Annotated in this window: 17 protein-coding genes; 4 read left to right on the forward strand and 13 right to left on the reverse strand. The window is 60.9% G+C overall.

Translation table 11 applies throughout. From position 1 onward, the window contains the following. The first annotated feature begins 140 nt into the window (after positions 1–140). A complete protein-coding gene (locus tag O6760_RS26470; protein ID WP_269582645.1) occupies positions 141–1,106 on the forward strand; it encodes a helix-turn-helix domain-containing GNAT family N-acetyltransferase in 966 nt (321 codons plus the stop codon). Positions 1,107–1,280: 174 nt separating this feature from the next. Here O6760_RS26470 and O6760_RS26475 read toward each other — a convergent pair whose 3' ends face one another. The 5 genes from O6760_RS26475 to O6760_RS26495 form a co-directional block, all read right to left on the reverse strand. Then, on the reverse strand, positions 1,281–2,030 hold the full coding sequence (locus tag O6760_RS26475) for an SDR family oxidoreductase (protein WP_269582646.1): 750 nt from the start codon (positions 2,028–2,030) through the stop codon (positions 1,281–1,283). Positions 2,031–2,117: 87 nt separating this feature from the next. After that, positions 2,118–2,930 carry a CDP-alcohol phosphatidyltransferase family protein gene (locus O6760_RS26480; protein ID WP_442969940.1) on the reverse strand — a complete coding sequence of 271 codons (813 nt, stop codon included), beginning with the start codon at positions 2,928–2,930 and terminating at the stop codon, positions 2,118–2,120. Between the two features lie 67 nt (positions 2,931–2,997). Next, entirely contained in the window at positions 2,998–3,702 is a 705-nt protein-coding gene (locus tag O6760_RS26485) for a phosphatidylserine decarboxylase (RefSeq protein WP_269582648.1), read from the reverse strand. Between the two features lie 312 nt (positions 3,703–4,014). Next, the gene (locus tag O6760_RS26490) at positions 4,015–4,935 is read right to left on the reverse strand and encodes a peptidoglycan-binding protein (RefSeq protein ID WP_269582649.1); all 921 of its coding nucleotides are present in this window, start codon (positions 4,933–4,935) and stop codon (positions 4,015–4,017) included. Between the two features lie 38 nt (positions 4,936–4,973). Beyond that, a complete protein-coding gene (locus tag O6760_RS26495) occupies positions 4,974–5,885 on the reverse strand; it encodes a LysR family transcriptional regulator (RefSeq protein WP_269582650.1) in 912 nt (303 codons plus the stop codon). A gap of 97 nt (positions 5,886–5,982) precedes the next feature. Here O6760_RS26495 and O6760_RS26500 point away from each other — a divergent pair, with 97 nt between their 5' ends. Beyond that, on the forward strand, positions 5,983–6,174 hold the full coding sequence (locus O6760_RS26500) for a hypothetical protein (RefSeq protein WP_269582651.1): 192 nt from the start codon (positions 5,983–5,985) through the stop codon (positions 6,172–6,174). A gap of 23 nt (positions 6,175–6,197) precedes the next feature. Here the strand turns inward: O6760_RS26500 and O6760_RS26505 are convergent, their stop codons facing one another. From O6760_RS26505 to O6760_RS26515, 3 genes are all read right to left on the reverse strand, one after another. Next, positions 6,198–8,045: an ABCB family ABC transporter ATP-binding protein/permease gene (locus O6760_RS26505; protein ID WP_269586360.1), complete on the reverse strand. Its 1,848-nt coding sequence runs from the start codon at positions 8,043–8,045 to the stop codon at positions 6,198–6,200. 149 nt (positions 8,046–8,194) lie between these two features. After that, a complete protein-coding gene (locus O6760_RS26510; RefSeq protein ID WP_269582652.1) occupies positions 8,195–8,587 on the reverse strand; it encodes an ArsR/SmtB family transcription factor in 393 nt (130 codons plus the stop codon). A 164-nt stretch (positions 8,588–8,751) separates the two neighbouring features. Further along, positions 8,752–10,446: a LysM peptidoglycan-binding domain-containing protein gene (locus tag O6760_RS26515; protein WP_269582653.1), complete on the reverse strand. Its 1,695-nt coding sequence runs from the start codon at positions 10,444–10,446 to the stop codon at positions 8,752–8,754. Between the two features lie 262 nt (positions 10,447–10,708). On the opposite strand from O6760_RS26515, the gene O6760_RS26520 reads away from it, so the two are divergent. Continuing rightward, positions 10,709–11,347: a TIGR00730 family Rossman fold protein gene (locus tag O6760_RS26520; protein ID WP_269582654.1), complete on the forward strand. Its 639-nt coding sequence runs from the start codon at positions 10,709–10,711 to the stop codon at positions 11,345–11,347. A 126-nt stretch (positions 11,348–11,473) separates the two neighbouring features. Then, a complete protein-coding gene (locus tag O6760_RS26525; protein ID WP_269582655.1) occupies positions 11,474–12,727 on the forward strand; it encodes a GGDEF domain-containing response regulator in 1,254 nt (417 codons plus the stop codon). A gap of 10 nt (positions 12,728–12,737) precedes the next feature. On the opposite strand, the gene rarD is transcribed toward O6760_RS26525, so the two are convergent. Genes rarD through O6760_RS33395 form a run of 5 tightly spaced genes read right to left on the reverse strand, consistent with a single transcriptional unit; the run spans position 12,738 to position 16,890 of the window. Next, complete coding sequence (rarD, locus tag O6760_RS26530) at positions 12,738–13,649, reverse strand: EamA family transporter RarD (protein WP_269582656.1); 912 nt, start codon at positions 13,647–13,649, stop codon at positions 12,738–12,740. Positions 13,650–13,687: 38 nt separating this feature from the next. After that, on the reverse strand, positions 13,688–15,283 hold the full coding sequence (gene cimA, locus O6760_RS26535; protein WP_269582657.1) for a citramalate synthase: 1,596 nt from the start codon (positions 15,281–15,283) through the stop codon (positions 13,688–13,690). A gap of 29 nt (positions 15,284–15,312) precedes the next feature. Then, the gene (locus tag O6760_RS26540; RefSeq protein ID WP_269582658.1) at positions 15,313–15,813 is read right to left on the reverse strand and encodes a GFA family protein; all 501 of its coding nucleotides are present in this window, start codon (positions 15,811–15,813) and stop codon (positions 15,313–15,315) included. Continuing rightward, positions 15,806–16,306 carry a GFA family protein gene (locus O6760_RS26545; RefSeq protein WP_269582659.1) on the reverse strand — a complete coding sequence of 167 codons (501 nt, stop codon included), beginning with the start codon at positions 16,304–16,306 and terminating at the stop codon, positions 15,806–15,808. Before O6760_RS26545 ends, O6760_RS26540 begins: the two co-directional genes overlap by 8 nt. Further along, the gene (locus O6760_RS33395; RefSeq protein WP_332306206.1) at positions 16,306–16,890 is read right to left on the reverse strand and encodes an endonuclease domain-containing protein; all 585 of its coding nucleotides are present in this window, start codon (positions 16,888–16,890) and stop codon (positions 16,306–16,308) included. Before O6760_RS33395 ends, O6760_RS26545 begins: the two co-directional genes overlap by 1 nt. Between the last annotated feature and the right edge of the window lie 55 nt (positions 16,891–16,945).

Raw genomic sequence — 16,945 nt, forward strand, 5'->3', positions numbered from 1 at the left:
TTTGACGCGCCTTATCACCACTCCGAACAGGATTACGTCATCCGCCCTGCCCTACCGGGAAGACATTTTGTTTTGCATCCCCCTTGGCACTCCACACCGAAACTCATATAGTTGCATTATACAACTATATGAGTTTTGACATGACCACACCCTCATCCGCCCTCGTAAACGAGATTCGAGCCGCGTCCCGCCAGATGGTCCGGGAGTTCGGTTTCCTTGACAAGGCTGTCGCCGGTACGGATCTCTCCGGTTCGGGCGTTCACGCCATCATGGAGATCGGCCTTCATCCCGGCATGACCGCCAAGGACCTGTCGGCCAAACTGAAGCTGGAGAAATCGACTGTCAGCCGCCTGCTCAAGTCGCTCGAAACCCGCGGCGACATCGTCCAGACACGCTCCGAGACCGACGGACGCAGTTTCGGCCTGAGCCTGACGGAGGCCGGCAGGGAGACCTTCGCCAAGATCGACAGGTTCGGTGACGACCAGGCCCGCGGGGCGCTTTCCCGGATCGAGGGCGACCGCGCCGAAACGATCGCCAACTCCATGACCGCCTATGCCGAAGCCCTCGCTGAGCCTGCAGGCGGATACACCGCGCCCGTACCGCCTCAGGCCCCGGCGTTCGAGATCGTCGAAGGGTACCAGACCGGCATGATTGGCGACATTGCCGCCATGCATGGCCGCACCCATGGCCATATCGTTGGCATGGGGCCGACCTTCGAGAGCGTCGTTGGGAAGGCGATGGCCGAGTTCATGCCGAGGGTCGGCAATCAGGTAAACAACAGCTGGAGTGTCGTCGACAGCGGCGAGGTCATCGGCTCGCTCACCATCGACGGCGAGGATCTCGGCGGCAAGATTGCCCATCTGCGCTGGTTCATCCTGTCGGAAAGCCTGCGCGGCAAGGGGCTCGGCAAGATCCTTCTGGGCAAGGCGCTGGACCATTGCGACCGGCACGGCTTTGACGAGATCCACCTGTGGACCCTGAAAGGCCTGGACGCCGCACGCGCTCTCTACGAGAAAAACGGCTTCGTGCTGGCAGACGAGTATGTCGGCGACCAATGGGGCAAGGCGGTCACGGAGCAGATGTTCATTCGCAAGAGGCCGGTTTGATACGGGGGTTGCGTTTCGTCCGCACGTGTCTCCCCTCTGTTGTCAATCCGGCCAAGGCGTAGCGGAGAGCCGGGACCCGGGACTCCCGGGCACCGGCAGCAATGCAGACAATCCGTTATGCGGGATCCCGGGTCTCCGCTTTCGCGGAGATGACAACAGGCCGGAAACCGCTCTTTACCCTTTCGAGATCGAGTTGCCGCCGTCGCACAGCATGGCTGATCCGGTGACGAACGAAGCGGCATCGGACAGCAAGAACTCGGCAGCCCGGGCGATTTCTTCCGGTTCGGCCATGCGCTTGAGGGCATGCAGACCGGAAATATATTCGTGAAAGGCCGGATCATCGCCCGCCATTGCGGTCCTGGTCCCGCCCGGCAGCAAGGCATTCACCCGGATGTTTTCCGGGCCGTGCTCCACGGCCAATACCTGGGTCAATCCGATCAGGCCTGCCTTCGCGGCGGCATAGGCCGCCATGCCGGGAAATCCTATCGTGTGCCCGACAAAGGACGACGTGAACACGATCGAGCCGCCGCCGCGGGCCCGCATTGCCGGGATCTGGTATTTCGCGGCCAGGAATGCGCTGTCGAGATTGGTGGCAACCACCTGGTTCCAGGTTTCCAGGCTCATGTCCGGAACCTGCCCCATCTCGCCAATCGTGCCTGCGTTGTTGAAGGCGCCGTCCAGTCCGCCGAAGGCATCAAGCGTGGCCTTGACGGAATTTTCCGAAAAACCCGTGTCGGTGACGTCCCCGACAAACAGCGCGATCCTGTTGGAGGCATTGGGCAAAGAGTCCCGGACAGCCTTCAGCCTGTCTTCACGCCGGGCTGCCAGCATGAGATTGGCCCCGGCTTCTGCCAGAATGCGCGCAGCCGCGGCGCCGATGCCGCTGCTGGCACCGGTGATCAGTATGGTCTTTCCATGCAACATGGTCTGTCTCCTCGAATTGTTGAGGAGATCTAAGTGAACCAGAAAAACGGCTGCAGAAACCCGATTTGCGAGGCCGCCAGTTGGCGTCTACCCGCCGTGGTCCTTGTCCCGGTCGGCAAGATCGTCAAGATCGGTGTCGCATTCGTCACCGTCGTCATCGAGGCCCATGTTCGTGTCGGCAAGGACCAGCTTGCGATGCGCACGCCAGGAAAACGGGATCGACAACAGGTAGAGCACGGCGCCGCCGGCAAGCATGCGGAACGGATAACTGACGGTCAGCGCGACGATCAGCACCGCAAAGACGAACAGCGGCAGCACGTAGTCGCGGCGCACCCTTGTGCCGAGGGTCTTGCCCGAAAAGGTCGGCAGGCGGCTGATCAGCAGGAAGGCAATGGCAATCGTATAGGCGGCGACGAAGGCCTCGTCGGCAAACCAGTGCGGGAACAGGCCAAGGAAATCAAGATAGAGCGGCAACAGCACCGTGAGCGCACCGGCCGGTGCCGGAACGCCCGTGAAGAAACGGGATGCCCAGGCCGGCTTGTCCGGATCATCCAGCGCCACGTTGAAGCGCGCCAGGCGCAACGCCGCGGAAATGGCAAAGATCAGGCCCGCGATCCACCCCAGATTGCCTGCATCCTTCAGGATCCAGAGGTAAAGCATCAGGGCGGGCGTCACACCGAAATTGACGAAATCCGACAGGGAGTCGAGTTCCGCGCCAAAGCGCGAGGTGCCCTTCATCATCCGCGCGACCCGGCCGTCCAGTCCGTCGAGAACAGCCGCGACCAGAACGGCGCCGACCGCGAATTCCCAGCGTTCCTCGAAGGCCATGCGGACAGCGGTCAAGCCGGAGCACAGCGCCAGCAATGTCACCATGTTGGGAACGATCAGCCGGAGCGGCACCCTGCGGAAACGCGGAGGCCGGTCTTTCCTGTCCTTGACGGGATCGGGGGTCTGGGTCACGGCGTCCTCAGCTCACACGGGTCAGCGTTTGCGCCGCGCCCTGGGGCTCAGTCAGGTCGGCCAGCACCGTCTCGCCCGCGATCATGGTCTGGCCGAGCGCCACTTTCGCCTGCGTGCCGGCGGGAAAATAGACGTCGAGCCGCGAGCCGAAACGGATCAGGCCGAAGCGCTCACCCGTGGAGAGGTTTTCCCCCTCACGTACGAAACAGACGATACGGCGGGCAACCAGGCCGGCAATCTGGACCACACCGATCCGCGTGTCTCCCGCCTCGATCACGAGGCCGTTGCGTTCGTTGTCCTCGCTTGCCTTGTCGAGTTCCGCGTTCAGGAACTTGCCGGCCCTGTAGGCGACCCTGAGAACCTTGCCACCGAAAGGGGCGCGGTTCACGTGGCAGTTGAACACGTTCATGAAGATCGAAACGCGCATCAGCGGCTCGCTTCCCAGCTCCAGTTCCACTGGCGGGCGCGCCAGGCCGACATGGCTGACGATACCGTCCGCCGGTGAGATCACCAGACCGTCGCCGACAGGCGTGACCCGCTGCGGATCGCGAAAGAAATAGCAGACCCACCCTGTCAGCAGCAGACCGATCCAGAACAGGGGGCTGATGAAATAACCGATCACCACCGTCGCCACGAGTGCGATCGCAATGAAAGGCCAGCCTTCCCGATGGATCGGGACCATGGCCTTGGTGACTGAATCGACTATCGACATTCTTCTATCCGCTTTCAGAACAGGTGGCTCGGGACAACGGCCCGGACATCGGCTCTTTCATCCAGGCGACGCACTTGCCCGAAATGCACCCGATGCGCTTGTTGTTGTGTCCGCTTCTAGAAGCTTTTTCCTTCATTGAGAACCGGAAAGTACCGACATTCATGGCTTTTGTCCCCAGTGAACCCGGCGCAATGCGGTTGCGCCAGCAGGGCTGTCAGCGATTGCAAATGCCGTTGTCGACGGGACAGGTCCCGATACGGATCGCGCAAATCGGAAGCGGTTTCCTAAACACGCCCTCCCGGGGAGACGACCCTATTTGAAACCACAGGCCTTACGTGTTGTTCCAATAGCGCTGTAATGATTGTCCACGCGAAGGCAGCCGTTCTCCCATGTCCCGCGCAAGACCTCGACATCCTGGGAAAAGTACACTCCAAACCCGTGCGGTTCGCCCTTGCTGTACTCCCCTTCGTAGCTGTTTCCATCGACCCATCGGAAATAGCCGTGTCCACTGAAGTCCCCGTCCTCAAAATGGCCGGTATACCGGTTCCCGTTTGCGAAGGTAAGAACGCCTTTGCCGTCAAAACGATCGTTTTCGAATTCACCCTCGTAGCGAACCCCGTCTCCTGACGAGTAGACACCGCTCCCGCTTGCAAGACCGTCTACGAATGTGGCTTCCAGGGTCGTGCCGTCGAACCACGTGTAGATGCCCTTTCCGTGCAAATGTCCCGCTTTGATTGCTCCTTCGTAACTGTCCCCTTCCGTTTTTCCCAAGGTGATGTAGTCCGTTTCCAACCTCCCCTCTCCCGACGCCTTGCCGTTTTCGCACGTCCCTGTCCAGGTCATTGTTTCCCTCGGACGAGGAGACTCGTTCCAGACAACGCAGTCCCGGTTTTCAAGGTCCTGCCACCTTGCCATGGTGTCCGGATGCTTTCCCGCAAGTCTCTCGACGAGTTCTGCGTCAAGCATGCTGGTGATCGGTAGTTGCCAGTCTTGCTGATACTGGCCGATGGCAACGAATGTCTTCCAGCCGAGATTGCCGTTGGTCGAGCCCACATCATAGCCCAGGTCGTCCAGGTTCTGCTGGACTGCGCGGATCTCTTCCGGTGAGAGGGTGGTTTGAGCAACAACGGTATTGGTGAAGACAACGAGAATTGAAACGGCAGTCAGTATTTTCATCATTTGACATTTGGCTTTGACAACTGAAGCGCGAACACTATCGCAAAAAATACGCATGCCTTTCAAGGTCTCCGGGTGCCACGGCAATTCGGCTTCTATGCGGTCCTGTAATCCGTGTCCCAGTAAGGTGGCCGGCCGTATTTCGAAATCAGGAAATCGACAAAGGCTGTCACTTTCGGAGGAACAAACTGACTGGGCGGATAGACCGCCCAGATCGCGCCCGTCCTGGCAATCTTGTAGTCCTCCATGACAGCCACCAGCCGACCGTCGCGCAGGTCCTCCCATACATGTGCCAGCGACTTGAGACTAAGCCCCAATCCATAGATCGCGGCATCATAGGTCAGGTCGCCGCTGTCCCCCTTGATGACGGGATTCTGGATCTCGTAGGCAATCTCGCCCTCGGGACCGGTGAAATACCATACCGGGACGGAGGCCATGGCAATGCAGTCGTGATTGGCCAGGTCTTCCGGCGTCTTCGGTTCGCCCTTGCGGGCGATATAGTCGGGCGATGCGCAAAGGGCTCGGGGATTGCCGCCAAGCCGCCGCGACAGCAAGGAGGAATCGGCCAGTGGCGCGCCGCGGATCGCCATGTCATAGCCGTCCTCGATGACGTTGACGATGGTGTCCGACACTTCGATCTCGATCCGGATGTCCGGATAGAGCGACCGGAATTCGACCAGATGCGGCAGGACATGCTTGCGGCCGAAGAAGGTGTTGCAGGAAATCCGCAGGGATCCGCGCGGGGCCTCGTTCGAAGCCTCGAGGATGGACCTTGCCTGATCGATCTCGCCGATTGCCGCCCTGGCATGCTGCAGCAGGACACGGCCTGCTTCGGTCAACGCCGTCCGCCGAGTTGTGCGGGCGAACAGCTGGGCACCGAAGGTCTTTTCCAGGCTGCTCAGGCGTGTACTTGCCGCGGATGGCGAGAGGCCGATTTCCCGGCCCGCGCCAGCCATGCTGCCGAGTTCGGCTATGCGGACGAAGAACTGAAGATCTTCCAGCCTCATTATTCTACTCTTTCGAAGAATGATTTCGATTTTACCCATATTCTTCGAAAGATGGCAACATGCCATATTCCTCTCACCAACCGAGAAGGAGACCACCATGTTCCATTCAGGAGATATCTACGAAATCCGTGCCCGCGCTTCCCGTCACCAGGAGTTGCGCCGTCTGGCCAGGGCCATCACCGGCTTGTTTCATCGGGCCGCCCCCCTGCACTCCGGTCCGGAAACCCGGTCTTTCGGGCAAACCGATTGCGCCAACGACCCGGCGCTGACGGCACGTCGCGCGGCCTAACGGCCGCGCGACCGTTTCCAGGTTCATTTCGCCGGTACGTAATCCGCGGTATGCCCGCGTGTGACGATGCCCAGATCGTCGTTTTCCATGGCCGCCCGCAACCGTTCTTCCGCCTCGTCGGCCTCGCGCTGACGCGCCCACATCGACGCATAGAGACCATCCTTGTCGAGCAGTTCCAGATGGGTGCCGCGCTCGGCGATCTCACCTGCTTCCAGCACGATAATCTGGTCGGCATTGACGACCGTCGACAGACGGTGGGCGATCACGAGCGTCGTGCGGTTCTGCGAGACTTCGTCCAGTGCCGACTGGATTTCCCGTTCGGTATGCGTATCGAGCGCCGACGTCGCCTCGTCAAGGATCAGGATCGGCGGCGACTTCAGGATGGTGCGGGCAATCGCGACCCGCTGCTTTTCCCCACCCGACAGTTTCAGCCCGCGCTCGCCGACCTCCGACTGGTAGCCCTGGGGCAGCTTTTCGATGAAATCGTGGATCTGCGCCATGCGGGCGGCTTCACGCACTTCCTCGTCTGTAGCGTCGGGGCGGCCGTAACGGATGTTGTAGGCAATGGTGTCGTTGAAGAGCACCGTGTCCTGCGGCACCATGCCGATGGCGTGGCGCACGCTTTCCTGGGTGACATCGCGCACATCCTGACCGTCGATCTCAACAGCACCGTCCGTGACATCGTAAAAGCGGAACAGCAGACGCGAGATGGTCGACTTGCCCGCGCCGGACGGTCCGACAATGGCAACGGTCCGGCCCGCCGGCACGTCAAAGTCGATCCCCTTCAGGATCGGCCGGTCGGCATCGTAGTGAAAGCGGACGTTCTTGAAGGCAATCCGCCCTTCCACCGCCTGCAGGGGCCCGGCGCCCGGCTTGTCCTTGATCTCGGCCGGCACCAGCAGGAGGTCGAACATGGATTCGATATCCGCCAGTCCCTGCCGGATCTCGCGGTACAGGAAGCCGATGAAATTCAGCGGAATGGAGATCTGCATCAGAAGTGCGTTTATCAGCACGAAATCGCCGATATTCTGCTCACCCGCAAGCACCGCCCGGGCCGACAGTGCCATGCAGATGGCCATGCCGACGCCCAGGATCACGGCCTGGCCGAAATTGAGCCACGCCAGGGAGGTCCAGGTCTTGGTCGCGGCCTTCTCGTATTTGGCCATGGAAACGTCGAAGCGGTCGGCTTCCATTTTCTCGTTGCCGAAATACTTGACCGTTTCAAAGTTGAGGAGACTGTCGATGGCCTTGGAGTTGGCATCGGTGTCGCTGTCGTTCATCTCCCGGCGGATGCCGATGCGCCAGTTGGAGCATTTGATGGTGAACCAGACATAGGCAACGATCATCACCGCGACGACAACGACATAGAAGAAGCCGAACTGGTACCAGATCACGGCCGCCATGATGGCGAATTCGAGTACGGTCGGGAAGCCGTTCAGGATGGTGAAGCGGACAATCGATTCAATGCCTTTCACGCCGCGTTCGATCACCCTGCTCAGGCCGCCGGTGCGCCGGGCCAGGTGATAGCGCAGGGACAGTTGATGCAGATGGCGGAATGTCAGGTTTGCCAATTGCCGGACGGCATGCTGGCCGACCCGCGCAAACAGGGCGTCTCTCAACTGGTTGAAGGCAACGGCAAGGATACGGGCCGCATTGTAGGCCAATACCAGCATGATCGGCGCAACAAGAAAGGCTGGCAGGTCCGCGACTTCCCCGGTCAGTGCATCCGTCGCCCAGGCAAAGAAATACGGCGACAGCACCGTGACGAATTTGGCAATGACCAGCGCGACGATTGCCAGCAGAACGCGTTTTTTCAGATCCGGACGGTTCGACGGCCAGATATAGGGCCACAGATTGGCAAGCGTTGTCAGCGTGCTGCCTTCATCTGCGCTGACGGCCTTCCGGTCTTCGGGCGTTTTGGAATGGCTTCCCTTGGCCGCGGCCGTAGGCTTACGCGGCGAGGTGGCTGTTCGATCTGTCACACACAATCTCCGGGCCGCAGGTCACGGCCAGTTAGGTCTTATTCGTGGTCGTCCGCCCGGACCGTCTCATTGTTGGGGCAGTCTTGATGCGTCGACTTCAGGACATCCCAGAAGTTCTGTGACCACTTTTCCGCCTGCGCCAGTTTTTCCCGGTTGAGCAGGTAATGGCAGTTTCGGCCACGTGTGTCGCAGATCAGCAGGCCTGCGTCCTTGAGCACCTGCAAATGCTGGGAAACGGTCGACTGGGCCAAAGGGAGATGATTGACGATCTCCCCGCAGCAGGCCTCGCTTCTTGCTGCAAGCTGCTTGACGATCGCAAGACGCGCGGGATGACCGAGCGCACGAAAAACGGCTGCGAGTTCCTCACAGGCTGCAAGGCATTCAGCACTTCCCTCGAAGGTGGTCTTCTTCGACGCGTCCGTCCCGCTCATCGGGCGGCTTCTCCGTTCACAACAACTTGTTTCATCGTCAATATGCGATGAATGAACAAAAAAACAAGGGCCAGACAGTCGTTCATGTGTCACGACAGCCTAACATGCAAGGGCAGGCAACCGGACACGGCTGCCTGCCCTCTTCAAATCCTATCCCTGAAAGCTCAGCCGTTGTTTTCCGGCAGCTGTTTCCAGTTCAGGTCCCCTTCGGGCGTCAGGAAGACCTGACCGGGGTAGATCAGATCCGGGTTGCGGATCTGGTCCTGGTTGGCCTGATAGATGGTGGTGTAGCGGACACCATGACCATAGAGACGGCGGGAAATACGCCAGAGATTGTCGCCCTTGCGGATGATCACGACCGGGAGCGCCTTCTTGACTTCGGCGCCCTGGCCGTCCGCTTCGCCGCTGGCACCGCTCGCGACCACCTTGGAGAGCACGATCTGTTTGTCCTGTTCCTTCTCGAAAGTGACCGCCGCGCGCGCGTCGACGGAGCTTCCGTCTTCCGCGATCAGGTCCGCACGGACCTCGACATTGCCTTCTGCAATGTTCTTGGTGCCCTGCACGAGCCACTTGCCGCCGGAATTGACCCTGGCCTCGCCCTGGAAGTCATCGCCGACATAGACCCGGACGGAAGAGCCCGGCTCGCCCGTGCCGGCGACAAAGACCTTGTCCTGTTCCGATTCCACGGCCTCGACGGTGACGGTCGGCTCAGCCGGAGCGTCCCGCGCAGGCGCCGCTTCGGCGGATACGGCAGGAACCGTCTCAGACGGCTCGGCCTGCGGTTCCGGTGCCGCAGCCACGGTCTTTGCGGCCGATCCGGCAGCCGGGGCTTTTGTTGCGGATTGCGCGCCGTCTTCCCGAACTTCGGTCGCCTCGGTGTCAACGGCCCCGCCGTCCGGGGCTATATTGCCGGACGCTGATCCGGTTTCCGCTGCAGGTTCAACGGAAGCGGTCTGCGTCTCTTGCGTGGCAACGGCATCTTCAGCCGTGTCCGCGACCGTGGTGCCCGACGCAGTTTCGTCGACAGCCGGGGCTGCGGCTTCGGCCGCGGCGGTCTCCGCATCGCCTGCCGCATCCGCAGACGTGGCCGACTGGGCCTGAACCTGCTGCGAACCTTCGGCCCCGGCCGGGGTCTCTTCCGTTTCCTGCAGGGCGGCTGCCGTCGTCTCCGCTTCACCGGCACCGGTATCGGCCGCCTGTGTCCCGGCGGTCTCCTGGCTCTGTGCTTCAGGTGCCGGAGCGGCTTCGGCAACCTGCTGTTCGGCGGCCGGTTTCTGCAGAATGTCGGACGGGCCATCCGGCGTGTTCAAGACCACCAGCGGCTGTTCCTTGCCGCCTTCCGGCAGGGACACCACCACGCGCTGCTCCGATTTTGCGATCGGTTCCCCGGCCTCGTCATGCACTTCGAGGCCGACATCGTAGTCACCCGGCTTGAGCGGTTCGTCGAGAATGATTGTCCATTCGCCAACCTCGTTGGCAATGCTGGTGCCGACCACCTTGCCGTTCGCGGTCAACGCGACGATTGCGCCGGCATCCGAGCGCCCCGCGACCACGGTTTCTCCTGTCGTTTCCACGCCGACGACGTCGAAGCTCAATCCCTTTGCGCCGCTCTGGCCCGCCTCGCCTTCGGCGGCAGGGGTGTCTGCCTGGGCGGTCTCTTCCGTCCCAGTCCCTGCCGGGGCTTGAGCGGTTGCTTCAGGCGCCGCGTCACTGCCTGCGGTGTCGGGCGCCGCCGTGGTGGCGGTGGTCTCCTGAAACGGCAACTTGCCGGTATCGCGGTAGATATAGGCCGTTACCAGGGCGGCGATGCCGACCGGCACAGCCACCACCAAAGTCCAGACGAGTGTTTTCTTGTTCATTGTTTTTCCTGTCAGGGAGCGGCCGGGTGTGCCGGCGCTCTTCCCTACCTGTTCCCCTGTCGTCGCCCCGTAGAGTCAGCTGCACCTCACGGTCCCGGGAGACCGCCGAACCAGGACCTCGGAGATCCGCAGCCGGTTCAATCGCCGCTGACGCACTATTCTGTCGTGCCCCCTGCATAGCCCTCTTTTCAGGGCGCGGCAAGAAAACCCGCTTCAGAACCAAGGCCTTTCAAACAGAATGCTTGACCTTGCAGGGATCCGAATGCCACATCTTTGCGTTATGGATACGGTATCTCAAAAACAGCTTGCAAGCGTCTGCGTCTACTGCGGTTCGAGCTTCGGATCGGACAGCAGCCACGAGGCCGCCGCAACCCGGCTTGGCCAGCTTATCGCCGAGGCGGGCCTTCGCCTTGTTTATGGCGGCGGTTCGGTCGGACTCATGGGCACGGTTGCCAATGCGGCCCTCGAGGCGGGCGGCAAGGTGACCGGAATCATTCCTCATTTTCTTGAAAAACGCGAGGTGATGCTCGAGTCGCTCGAAGACCTGGTCATCACCAGCGACATGCATGAACGCAAACATCTCATGTTTCAGCGTTCGGATGCGTTCATCGCCCTGCCCGGTGGTATCGGCACTCTTGAAGAGGCCGTCGAGATGATGACCTGGGCACAGCTCGGCCAGCACCGCAAGCCCGTTGTCCTGGCGAACATCAACGGTTTCTGGTCGCCGCTGCTGGAACTTCTCGATCACATGCGTGCCCAAGGCTATATCCGCCCCGACACGGAAGTGCCCTACATGGTTGCCCGCAACATTGACGACATCCTGCCCATGCTCCGGCAGGAAGCAACCTCCGGTAAGCCGCACCCTGCCCAAGAGGAAAAAGCCTCGCTAAACGAGCTCTAATTCGCTCCTCCCGAAGACGTTTCCAGGTGAAAATTCGGATCCTGGAAATTTTCACTTTAACCAAATTGAAGTTGTCCGAGTTGGATAGTACGGTCTGCTCAAATTCCGCAAGAACAGGCATGCTCCATGCAAACTACCCTTCTGGTTGAGGACGCGGCGTTTTTTGAAAAAGCGATCGTCAAGAAATTGCATGAAGTCGGCCGTCACCAGATCATGGTCGCCCGCAGCTACGAGGAAGCGGAGAACTGCCTGAACCTGCCGATCGGCGAACCGGATCTGGCCCTGGTCGACCTGACGCTGCCCGATGCGCCGGACGGCGAAATCGTAGATCTGTGCGAAAAATTCAAGATACCGACCATCGTCTTCACCAGCCGGTTCGATCCCAAGACCCGCAGCAAGATGCTGGCAAAAGGGGTTATCGACTACGTTCTCAAGGATTCGCCGGGCAGCCTCAACTACGTGGCCGACCTCATTCGCAAGCTGGCCCAGAATCCGAAGATCGGCATACTCGTTCTGGACGATTCCGCCGTCGAGCGCGAAGCCATTTCCAATATCGTCTCCAAGCACCTCTACAAGGTCTATCAGGCAGGCTCCACCGACGAGGCCTTGCAGACCCTCAAGGACAATCAGGACATCAAGCTTGTCCTGGCGGACTATTTCATGCCTGACAAGGACGGCTTCGCCTTCCTGAAGGCCGTGCGGCGCGTGCACGACCCGGAGAAGGTCGGCGTCATTGGCATGTCTTCCTTCGCCAACTCGGACAACAGGGTTCGCTTCCTGAAATACGGTGCCGGCGACTTTGTCGACAAGAACTGCTCGCCCGAGGAACTACTCCTGCGCGTGTCGCAGAACCTCGACTACATCTACCGCATCGAGGAACTGAATGTCATGGCGATGCAAGATGCCCTCACCGGCCTCTACAATCGCCGCTTCCTGCTTAACGAGACTTCCAAGTCCGTCAAGAAATGGCAGGCGTCGGAGGGATGCAAACATTGGCTCGCGCTGATGGATCTGGATTCCTTCAAGGGCATCAACGACACGCTTGGCCACGATTTCGGCGACGCGGTGCTGACCAGTTTTGCCCAGCATCTGAAAAAGATGGCCAAAGGCAATGATCTGGTCTCGCGCCTGGGCGGAGACGAGTTTTGTGTCGTCTTCTGCAACCGGACGGAGCAGGATGTCGTCGAGTGTCTGCAGAACCTCCTGGATTCCATCCAGTCCTCTCCGGTCCGCCATGATGGCGAGGAGCATCTGATGAAGACCAGCATCGGGCTGGCCGAGCTGGAGCCCGGCCGTTTCGGCGATGCCCTCAAGACCGCAGATCACCGGCTTTATGCCGCCAAGCGCACGGGCCGCGGCCAACTGGTCGCGACCGGCTGACACTCAGGTCTCAGGGCCGGCGCCTGTACCGGCGCCAGCTGTCATAGGTGAAAAGCGCCAGCGCCCCCCAGATGATCGCGAATGTCATCAGCTTGGTCTGGTCAAGCGGTTCCCCCCAGACATACACGGCCATCAGGAAGTGCAGGGATGGCGCTATATACTGCATCAGTCCGATCATGAAGAGCGGCAGCCGTCGTGCCGCCGCAGAAAAACAGATCAGCGGCAGCGCGGTAACGATCCCGGTGCCCGCCAGCGCCGCCAGAACCGGCAGGTCGTTCAGCACCAGCGCATCGACGCCCCAACTCAGATTGAGCAGCAAATAGACGACGGCGATCGGAAACAGCAGCAATGTCTCGACAAAGAGGCCCGGCGTCGCCTTCACCGGGGTGACCTTGCGCACGTAACCATATCCGGCAAAGGAGAAGGCAAGCACCAGGGAGACCCAAGGCAATCCGCCGGCAAGCACGGCCTGGAGGATCACCGCAAGCGCAGCCAGGATCACGGCACCTGCCTGGCCCGGCGAGAGCCGCTCGTTCAGCACCACGAGGCCGACCATGATGCTCACCAGCGGATTGATGAAATAGCCGAGCGAAACGTCGAGGACCTGGCTGTTGGAGATCGCCCAGACGAAGACCAGCCAATTGACCGCGATGAAGCTGGCAGAGGCCGACAGCCCCATCAGCACCTTGGGCTGCCGGAAGACTTCACGCACTTCCGCCCAGCGGCCGCGCACATATAGGAAAAGCCCGACGAACAGGACCGACCAAAGCACACGGTGCGAAACGACGATATCGGGCGCCACCGTGTCCGTCAGCTTGTAATAGGCGGGAAAAAAGCCCCACAAGCCGTAGGCGACCAGGCCGAACATCAGTCCCTGGCGAAACTCGGCACTCGCCTCGGCCTGGCTCACCGTCTGCGACATGGGCTGCCTTTCTGGCGCGTTTCAAGACGGAGGCGGGCTCAGGCCGCGTCGGCTTTCAAAAGCGCGAATGTGATGGAATCGACAAGGGCCTGGAACGAGGCGTCGACGATGTTGGAGGAGACACCGATCGTGAACCAGCGGCGGTGGCTTATGGTGTCGTGGCTTTCGATCAGCACGCGCGTGACGGCGCCGGTGCCACCGTTCAGGATTCGCACCTTGTAGTCAATCAGCTCGAGCCCCTCGATCGCCGACTGGTACCTGCCGAGATCCTTTCTGAGCGCCATGTCGAGCGCGTTCACCGGGCCGTTGCCTTCGGCAACCGACATCCGGGTCTCGCCGTCTATGTCCACCTTGACCACCGCCTCGGAGATGGTGACCAGGTCGCCGATGGCGTTGAAGCGGCGCTCGACCATCACCCGGAAGGAATTCACGTCGAAATAGCGCGGAACCTCTCCCAGTTCCCGCCGCGCAAGCAATTCGAAGGACGCATCGGCCGCTTCATAGGCATAGCCTTCCGACTCACGCTCCTTCACCTTCGCAAGAAGGGTGTCGAGACGCGGATCGGATTTGTCGACATCGATGCCAACCCGGCTCAGTTCCTCCAGGAGGTTGCTTTTTCCGGCCTGGTCGGACACCAGCACGCGGCGCCGGTTGCCGATGCTTTCCGGTGTGACATGTTCATAGGTCTGCGGGTCCTTGAGGATCGCCGAGGCATGGATGCCGGCCTTGGTCGCGAACGCGGTCTCGCCGACATAGGGAGCCTGGCGATCCGGTGACCGGTTCAGGATCTCGTCGAACGCATGCGAAATCGCCGTGATGTCCTTCAGCTGCGCCTCCGTGACACCAACTTCGAACCGGTCGGAAAAAGCGGCTTTCAGCTTCAGGGTAGGGATCAGGGTGATCAGGTTGGCATTGCCGCACCGCTCGCCGAGCCCGTTCAGCGTTCCCTGGATCTGGCGCACGCCCGCGTCGACGGCCGCCAGGGAGTTGGCCACGGCCTGACCGGTGTCGTCATGGGTGTGAATTCCGAGATGCGTTCCGGGAACGACCTCCTGCACCTTGGTGACAATGTCGAAAATCTCGTCCGGCAAGGTGCCGCCATTGGTGTCGCAGAGCACGATCCAGCGTGCGCCTGCGTGATAGGCGGTGCGGGCGCAATCCAGCGCGTAGTCCGGATTGGCCTTGAAGCCGTCGAAGAAATGCTCGCAATCGATCATTGCCTCCTTGCCGGCATTCACCGCGGCTATGACGGTCTCGTAGATCGAATCGAGGTTTTCCTCGTTGGTGCAGCCGAGCGCGACCCTGACGTGATAGTCCCAGGCCTTGGCGACAAAGCAGCAGGCATCCGAACTGGACGCCAGGACCTCTTGAAGACCGGGGTCGTTGGCCGCTGACCGTCCCGCCCGCTTGGTCATGCCAAAGGCGGTGAATGTCGCGGCCCGGGTCCGTTTCTCGCTGAAGAATTCCGTGTCGGTCGGATTGGCCCCCGGGTAGCCGCCCTCGATATAGTCGACCCCGAGGCGTTCGAGCAGCTCGGCAATGACGATCTTTTCGTTCACCGAAAAGTCGACGCCGCTGGTCTGCGCGCCGTCGCGCAGGGTCGTGTCGAAAAGGTAGAGACGTTCCTTGGTCATGAGCGTTTCCTGCGCAGCGTCCGGGCTGTCTATTTTTCGTTGTCATTCGTGCCGGAGTGAACCGGCGGCCAGGTCTTGGTGTCGTGGTCGGGGTGCTGGTAGGAGACGATCGAGGCCAGGAACTCCAGAGCCTGGAAATCGTCTTCCGTCGAGCGTGCCGGGATCCCGGCCATGTGGTCCGTGTAAGGCAGCTTGCCCTCGATGCCATACTGGATCACGGGCGCAATCTCCGCCGGATCGTCGAAGGCGCCTATGGCAAGGGCAATGCCATCGGGCGCCTCGTAGGTCAAAGGCGTGCCGCAGTCACTGCAAAAGCCGCGCCTGACCGTGTTGGAACTCTGAAAATGGCTCGGCGTTCCGCGGGTCCAGGTCAGATCCGTGTCCGTTTCCACGCTGACCAGCGGCGCGTAGAAACCGCCAAAGGCCTTCTGGCACATGCGGCAATGGCAGATCGACGCCTTGCCGAGCGCCCCATCCACCCGAAACCGGACAGCACCGCACTGGCAGCCGCCTGTATGACTTTCACTCATGCCGCGCTCCTGTGGGCCAGGTCTCCGTATCATGGTCCGGATGCTGGCAGTTGGTCGATGCCACGTCACTGATGCCACCGGGCAGATCGTCCCGGTTGGAGTTGGTCTCCGTCAATGTGAACAAGTCCGCGTAGAATGACACGCGCCCTTCCACCCCTGACTGCTCAACCGGTGTCACCGCCGCGACATCGTCCAGGCTGCCATGGGTGAAGGCGATAAAGGTGTCGCCGACGGTTTCAAACGCGAGCGGAGTGCCGCAGTCACGGCAAAATCCCCGGCGCACCGGTTTCGACGAATGGAACCAGGCCGGTTCGCCACGGGTCCACTCGAAATCGGCCTGCTCCGCTCCGATCAGGGGCAGAAAGAAATTGCCCGACGCCTTCTGGCACATGCGGCAGTGGCACAGATGCGGGTAACCGATCTCACCGCTCACCCGGTACCGCACCGCGCCGCACTGGCAACCGCCGGTCAGCGGCCTTGAGTTTTCCGACATCAGAACTGCTCCTTGCCGCCCGTCTCCAGGATCTTCCGGCAGACCCCGTCGAGATTGGTCATAACGTCGCTGTTCCAGAAGCGCAGCACGGTCCAGTCATGGGAACGCAGAACCCGGTCGCGTTCCCTGTCTTGCTGAAGTCCACGCCTGTCCCCGTGTTGAGATCCATCCAGCTCGATGATCAGCCGATGCGCAGGCGCTGCGAAATCGACGATGTAGCCACATATCGGCATTTGTCTGCGGAATAAAATGCCTTCAAGCCTGTGAGCCCGCAGCGCCCGCCAAAGAACCTTTTCGGCGTCCATCATGCCCGAGCGCAGCGTTCTGGCATTTGCTCTGAGGCGTTTTGATATTTCGCGGTGAGGCATTTGGCGAACCCGGTTGAGACGCTCGAATTCTGCACGCTCAACAGAGGCTGTATACCCCCCTCTGTCCGTAGACGCGGACATCTCCCCCGCAAGGGGGGAGACGGGAACAAGCGGGGCTTCTCTTACTTCATTTCGAAGGTCTCTCGCGATGAAAGTCTCCGAAACAAAAACTGCTTCCTGTACAAGGCAGGTATCAAAGGCACGGCGGTGCCGCATGCGCCCCTCTCCCCCCTTGCGGGGGAGATGTCCCGGCAAGGGCCAGAGGTGGGTA

The sequence above is a fragment of the Roseibium sp. Sym1 genome (assembly GCF_027359675.1).
Taxonomy (GTDB): domain Bacteria; phylum Pseudomonadota; class Alphaproteobacteria; order Rhizobiales; family Stappiaceae; genus Roseibium.

Coding starts and splice junctions, on each gene's coding strand:
- O6760_RS26470 (WP_269582645.1), top strand. CDS start 141: ATGACCACACCCTCATCCGCCCTCGTAAACGAGATTCGAGCCGCGTCC.
- O6760_RS26475 (WP_269582646.1), bottom strand. CDS start 2,030: ATGTTGCATGGAAAGACCATACTGATCACCGGTGCCAGCAGCGGCATC.
- O6760_RS26485 (WP_269582648.1), bottom strand. CDS start 3,702: ATGTCGATAGTCGATTCAGTCACCAAGGCCATGGTCCCGATCCATCGG.
- O6760_RS26490 (WP_269582649.1), bottom strand. CDS start 4,935: ATGCGTATTTTTTGCGATAGTGTTCGCGCTTCAGTTGTCAAAGCCAAA.
- O6760_RS26495 (WP_269582650.1), bottom strand. CDS start 5,885: ATGAGGCTGGAAGATCTTCAGTTCTTCGTCCGCATAGCCGAACTCGGC.
- O6760_RS26500 (WP_269582651.1), top strand. CDS start 5,983: ATGTTCCATTCAGGAGATATCTACGAAATCCGTGCCCGCGCTTCCCGT.
- O6760_RS26510 (WP_269582652.1), bottom strand. CDS start 8,587: ATGAGCGGGACGGACGCGTCGAAGAAGACCACCTTCGAGGGAAGTGCT.
- O6760_RS26515 (WP_269582653.1), bottom strand. CDS start 10,446: ATGAACAAGAAAACACTCGTCTGGACTTTGGTGGTGGCTGTGCCGGTC.
- O6760_RS26520 (WP_269582654.1), top strand. CDS start 10,709: ATGCCACATCTTTGCGTTATGGATACGGTATCTCAAAAACAGCTTGCA.
- O6760_RS26525 (WP_269582655.1), top strand. CDS start 11,474: ATGCAAACTACCCTTCTGGTTGAGGACGCGGCGTTTTTTGAAAAAGCG.
- rarD (WP_269582656.1), bottom strand. CDS start 13,649: ATGTCGCAGACGGTGAGCCAGGCCGAGGCGAGTGCCGAGTTTCGCCAG.
- cimA (WP_269582657.1), bottom strand. CDS start 15,283: ATGACCAAGGAACGTCTCTACCTTTTCGACACGACCCTGCGCGACGGC.
- O6760_RS26540 (WP_269582658.1), bottom strand. CDS start 15,813: ATGAGTGAAAGTCATACAGGCGGCTGCCAGTGCGGTGCTGTCCGGTTT.
- O6760_RS26545 (WP_269582659.1), bottom strand. CDS start 16,306: ATGTCGGAAAACTCAAGGCCGCTGACCGGCGGTTGCCAGTGCGGCGCG.
- O6760_RS33395 (WP_332306206.1), bottom strand. CDS start 16,890: ATGCGGCACCGCCGTGCCTTTGATACCTGCCTTGTACAGGAAGCAGTT.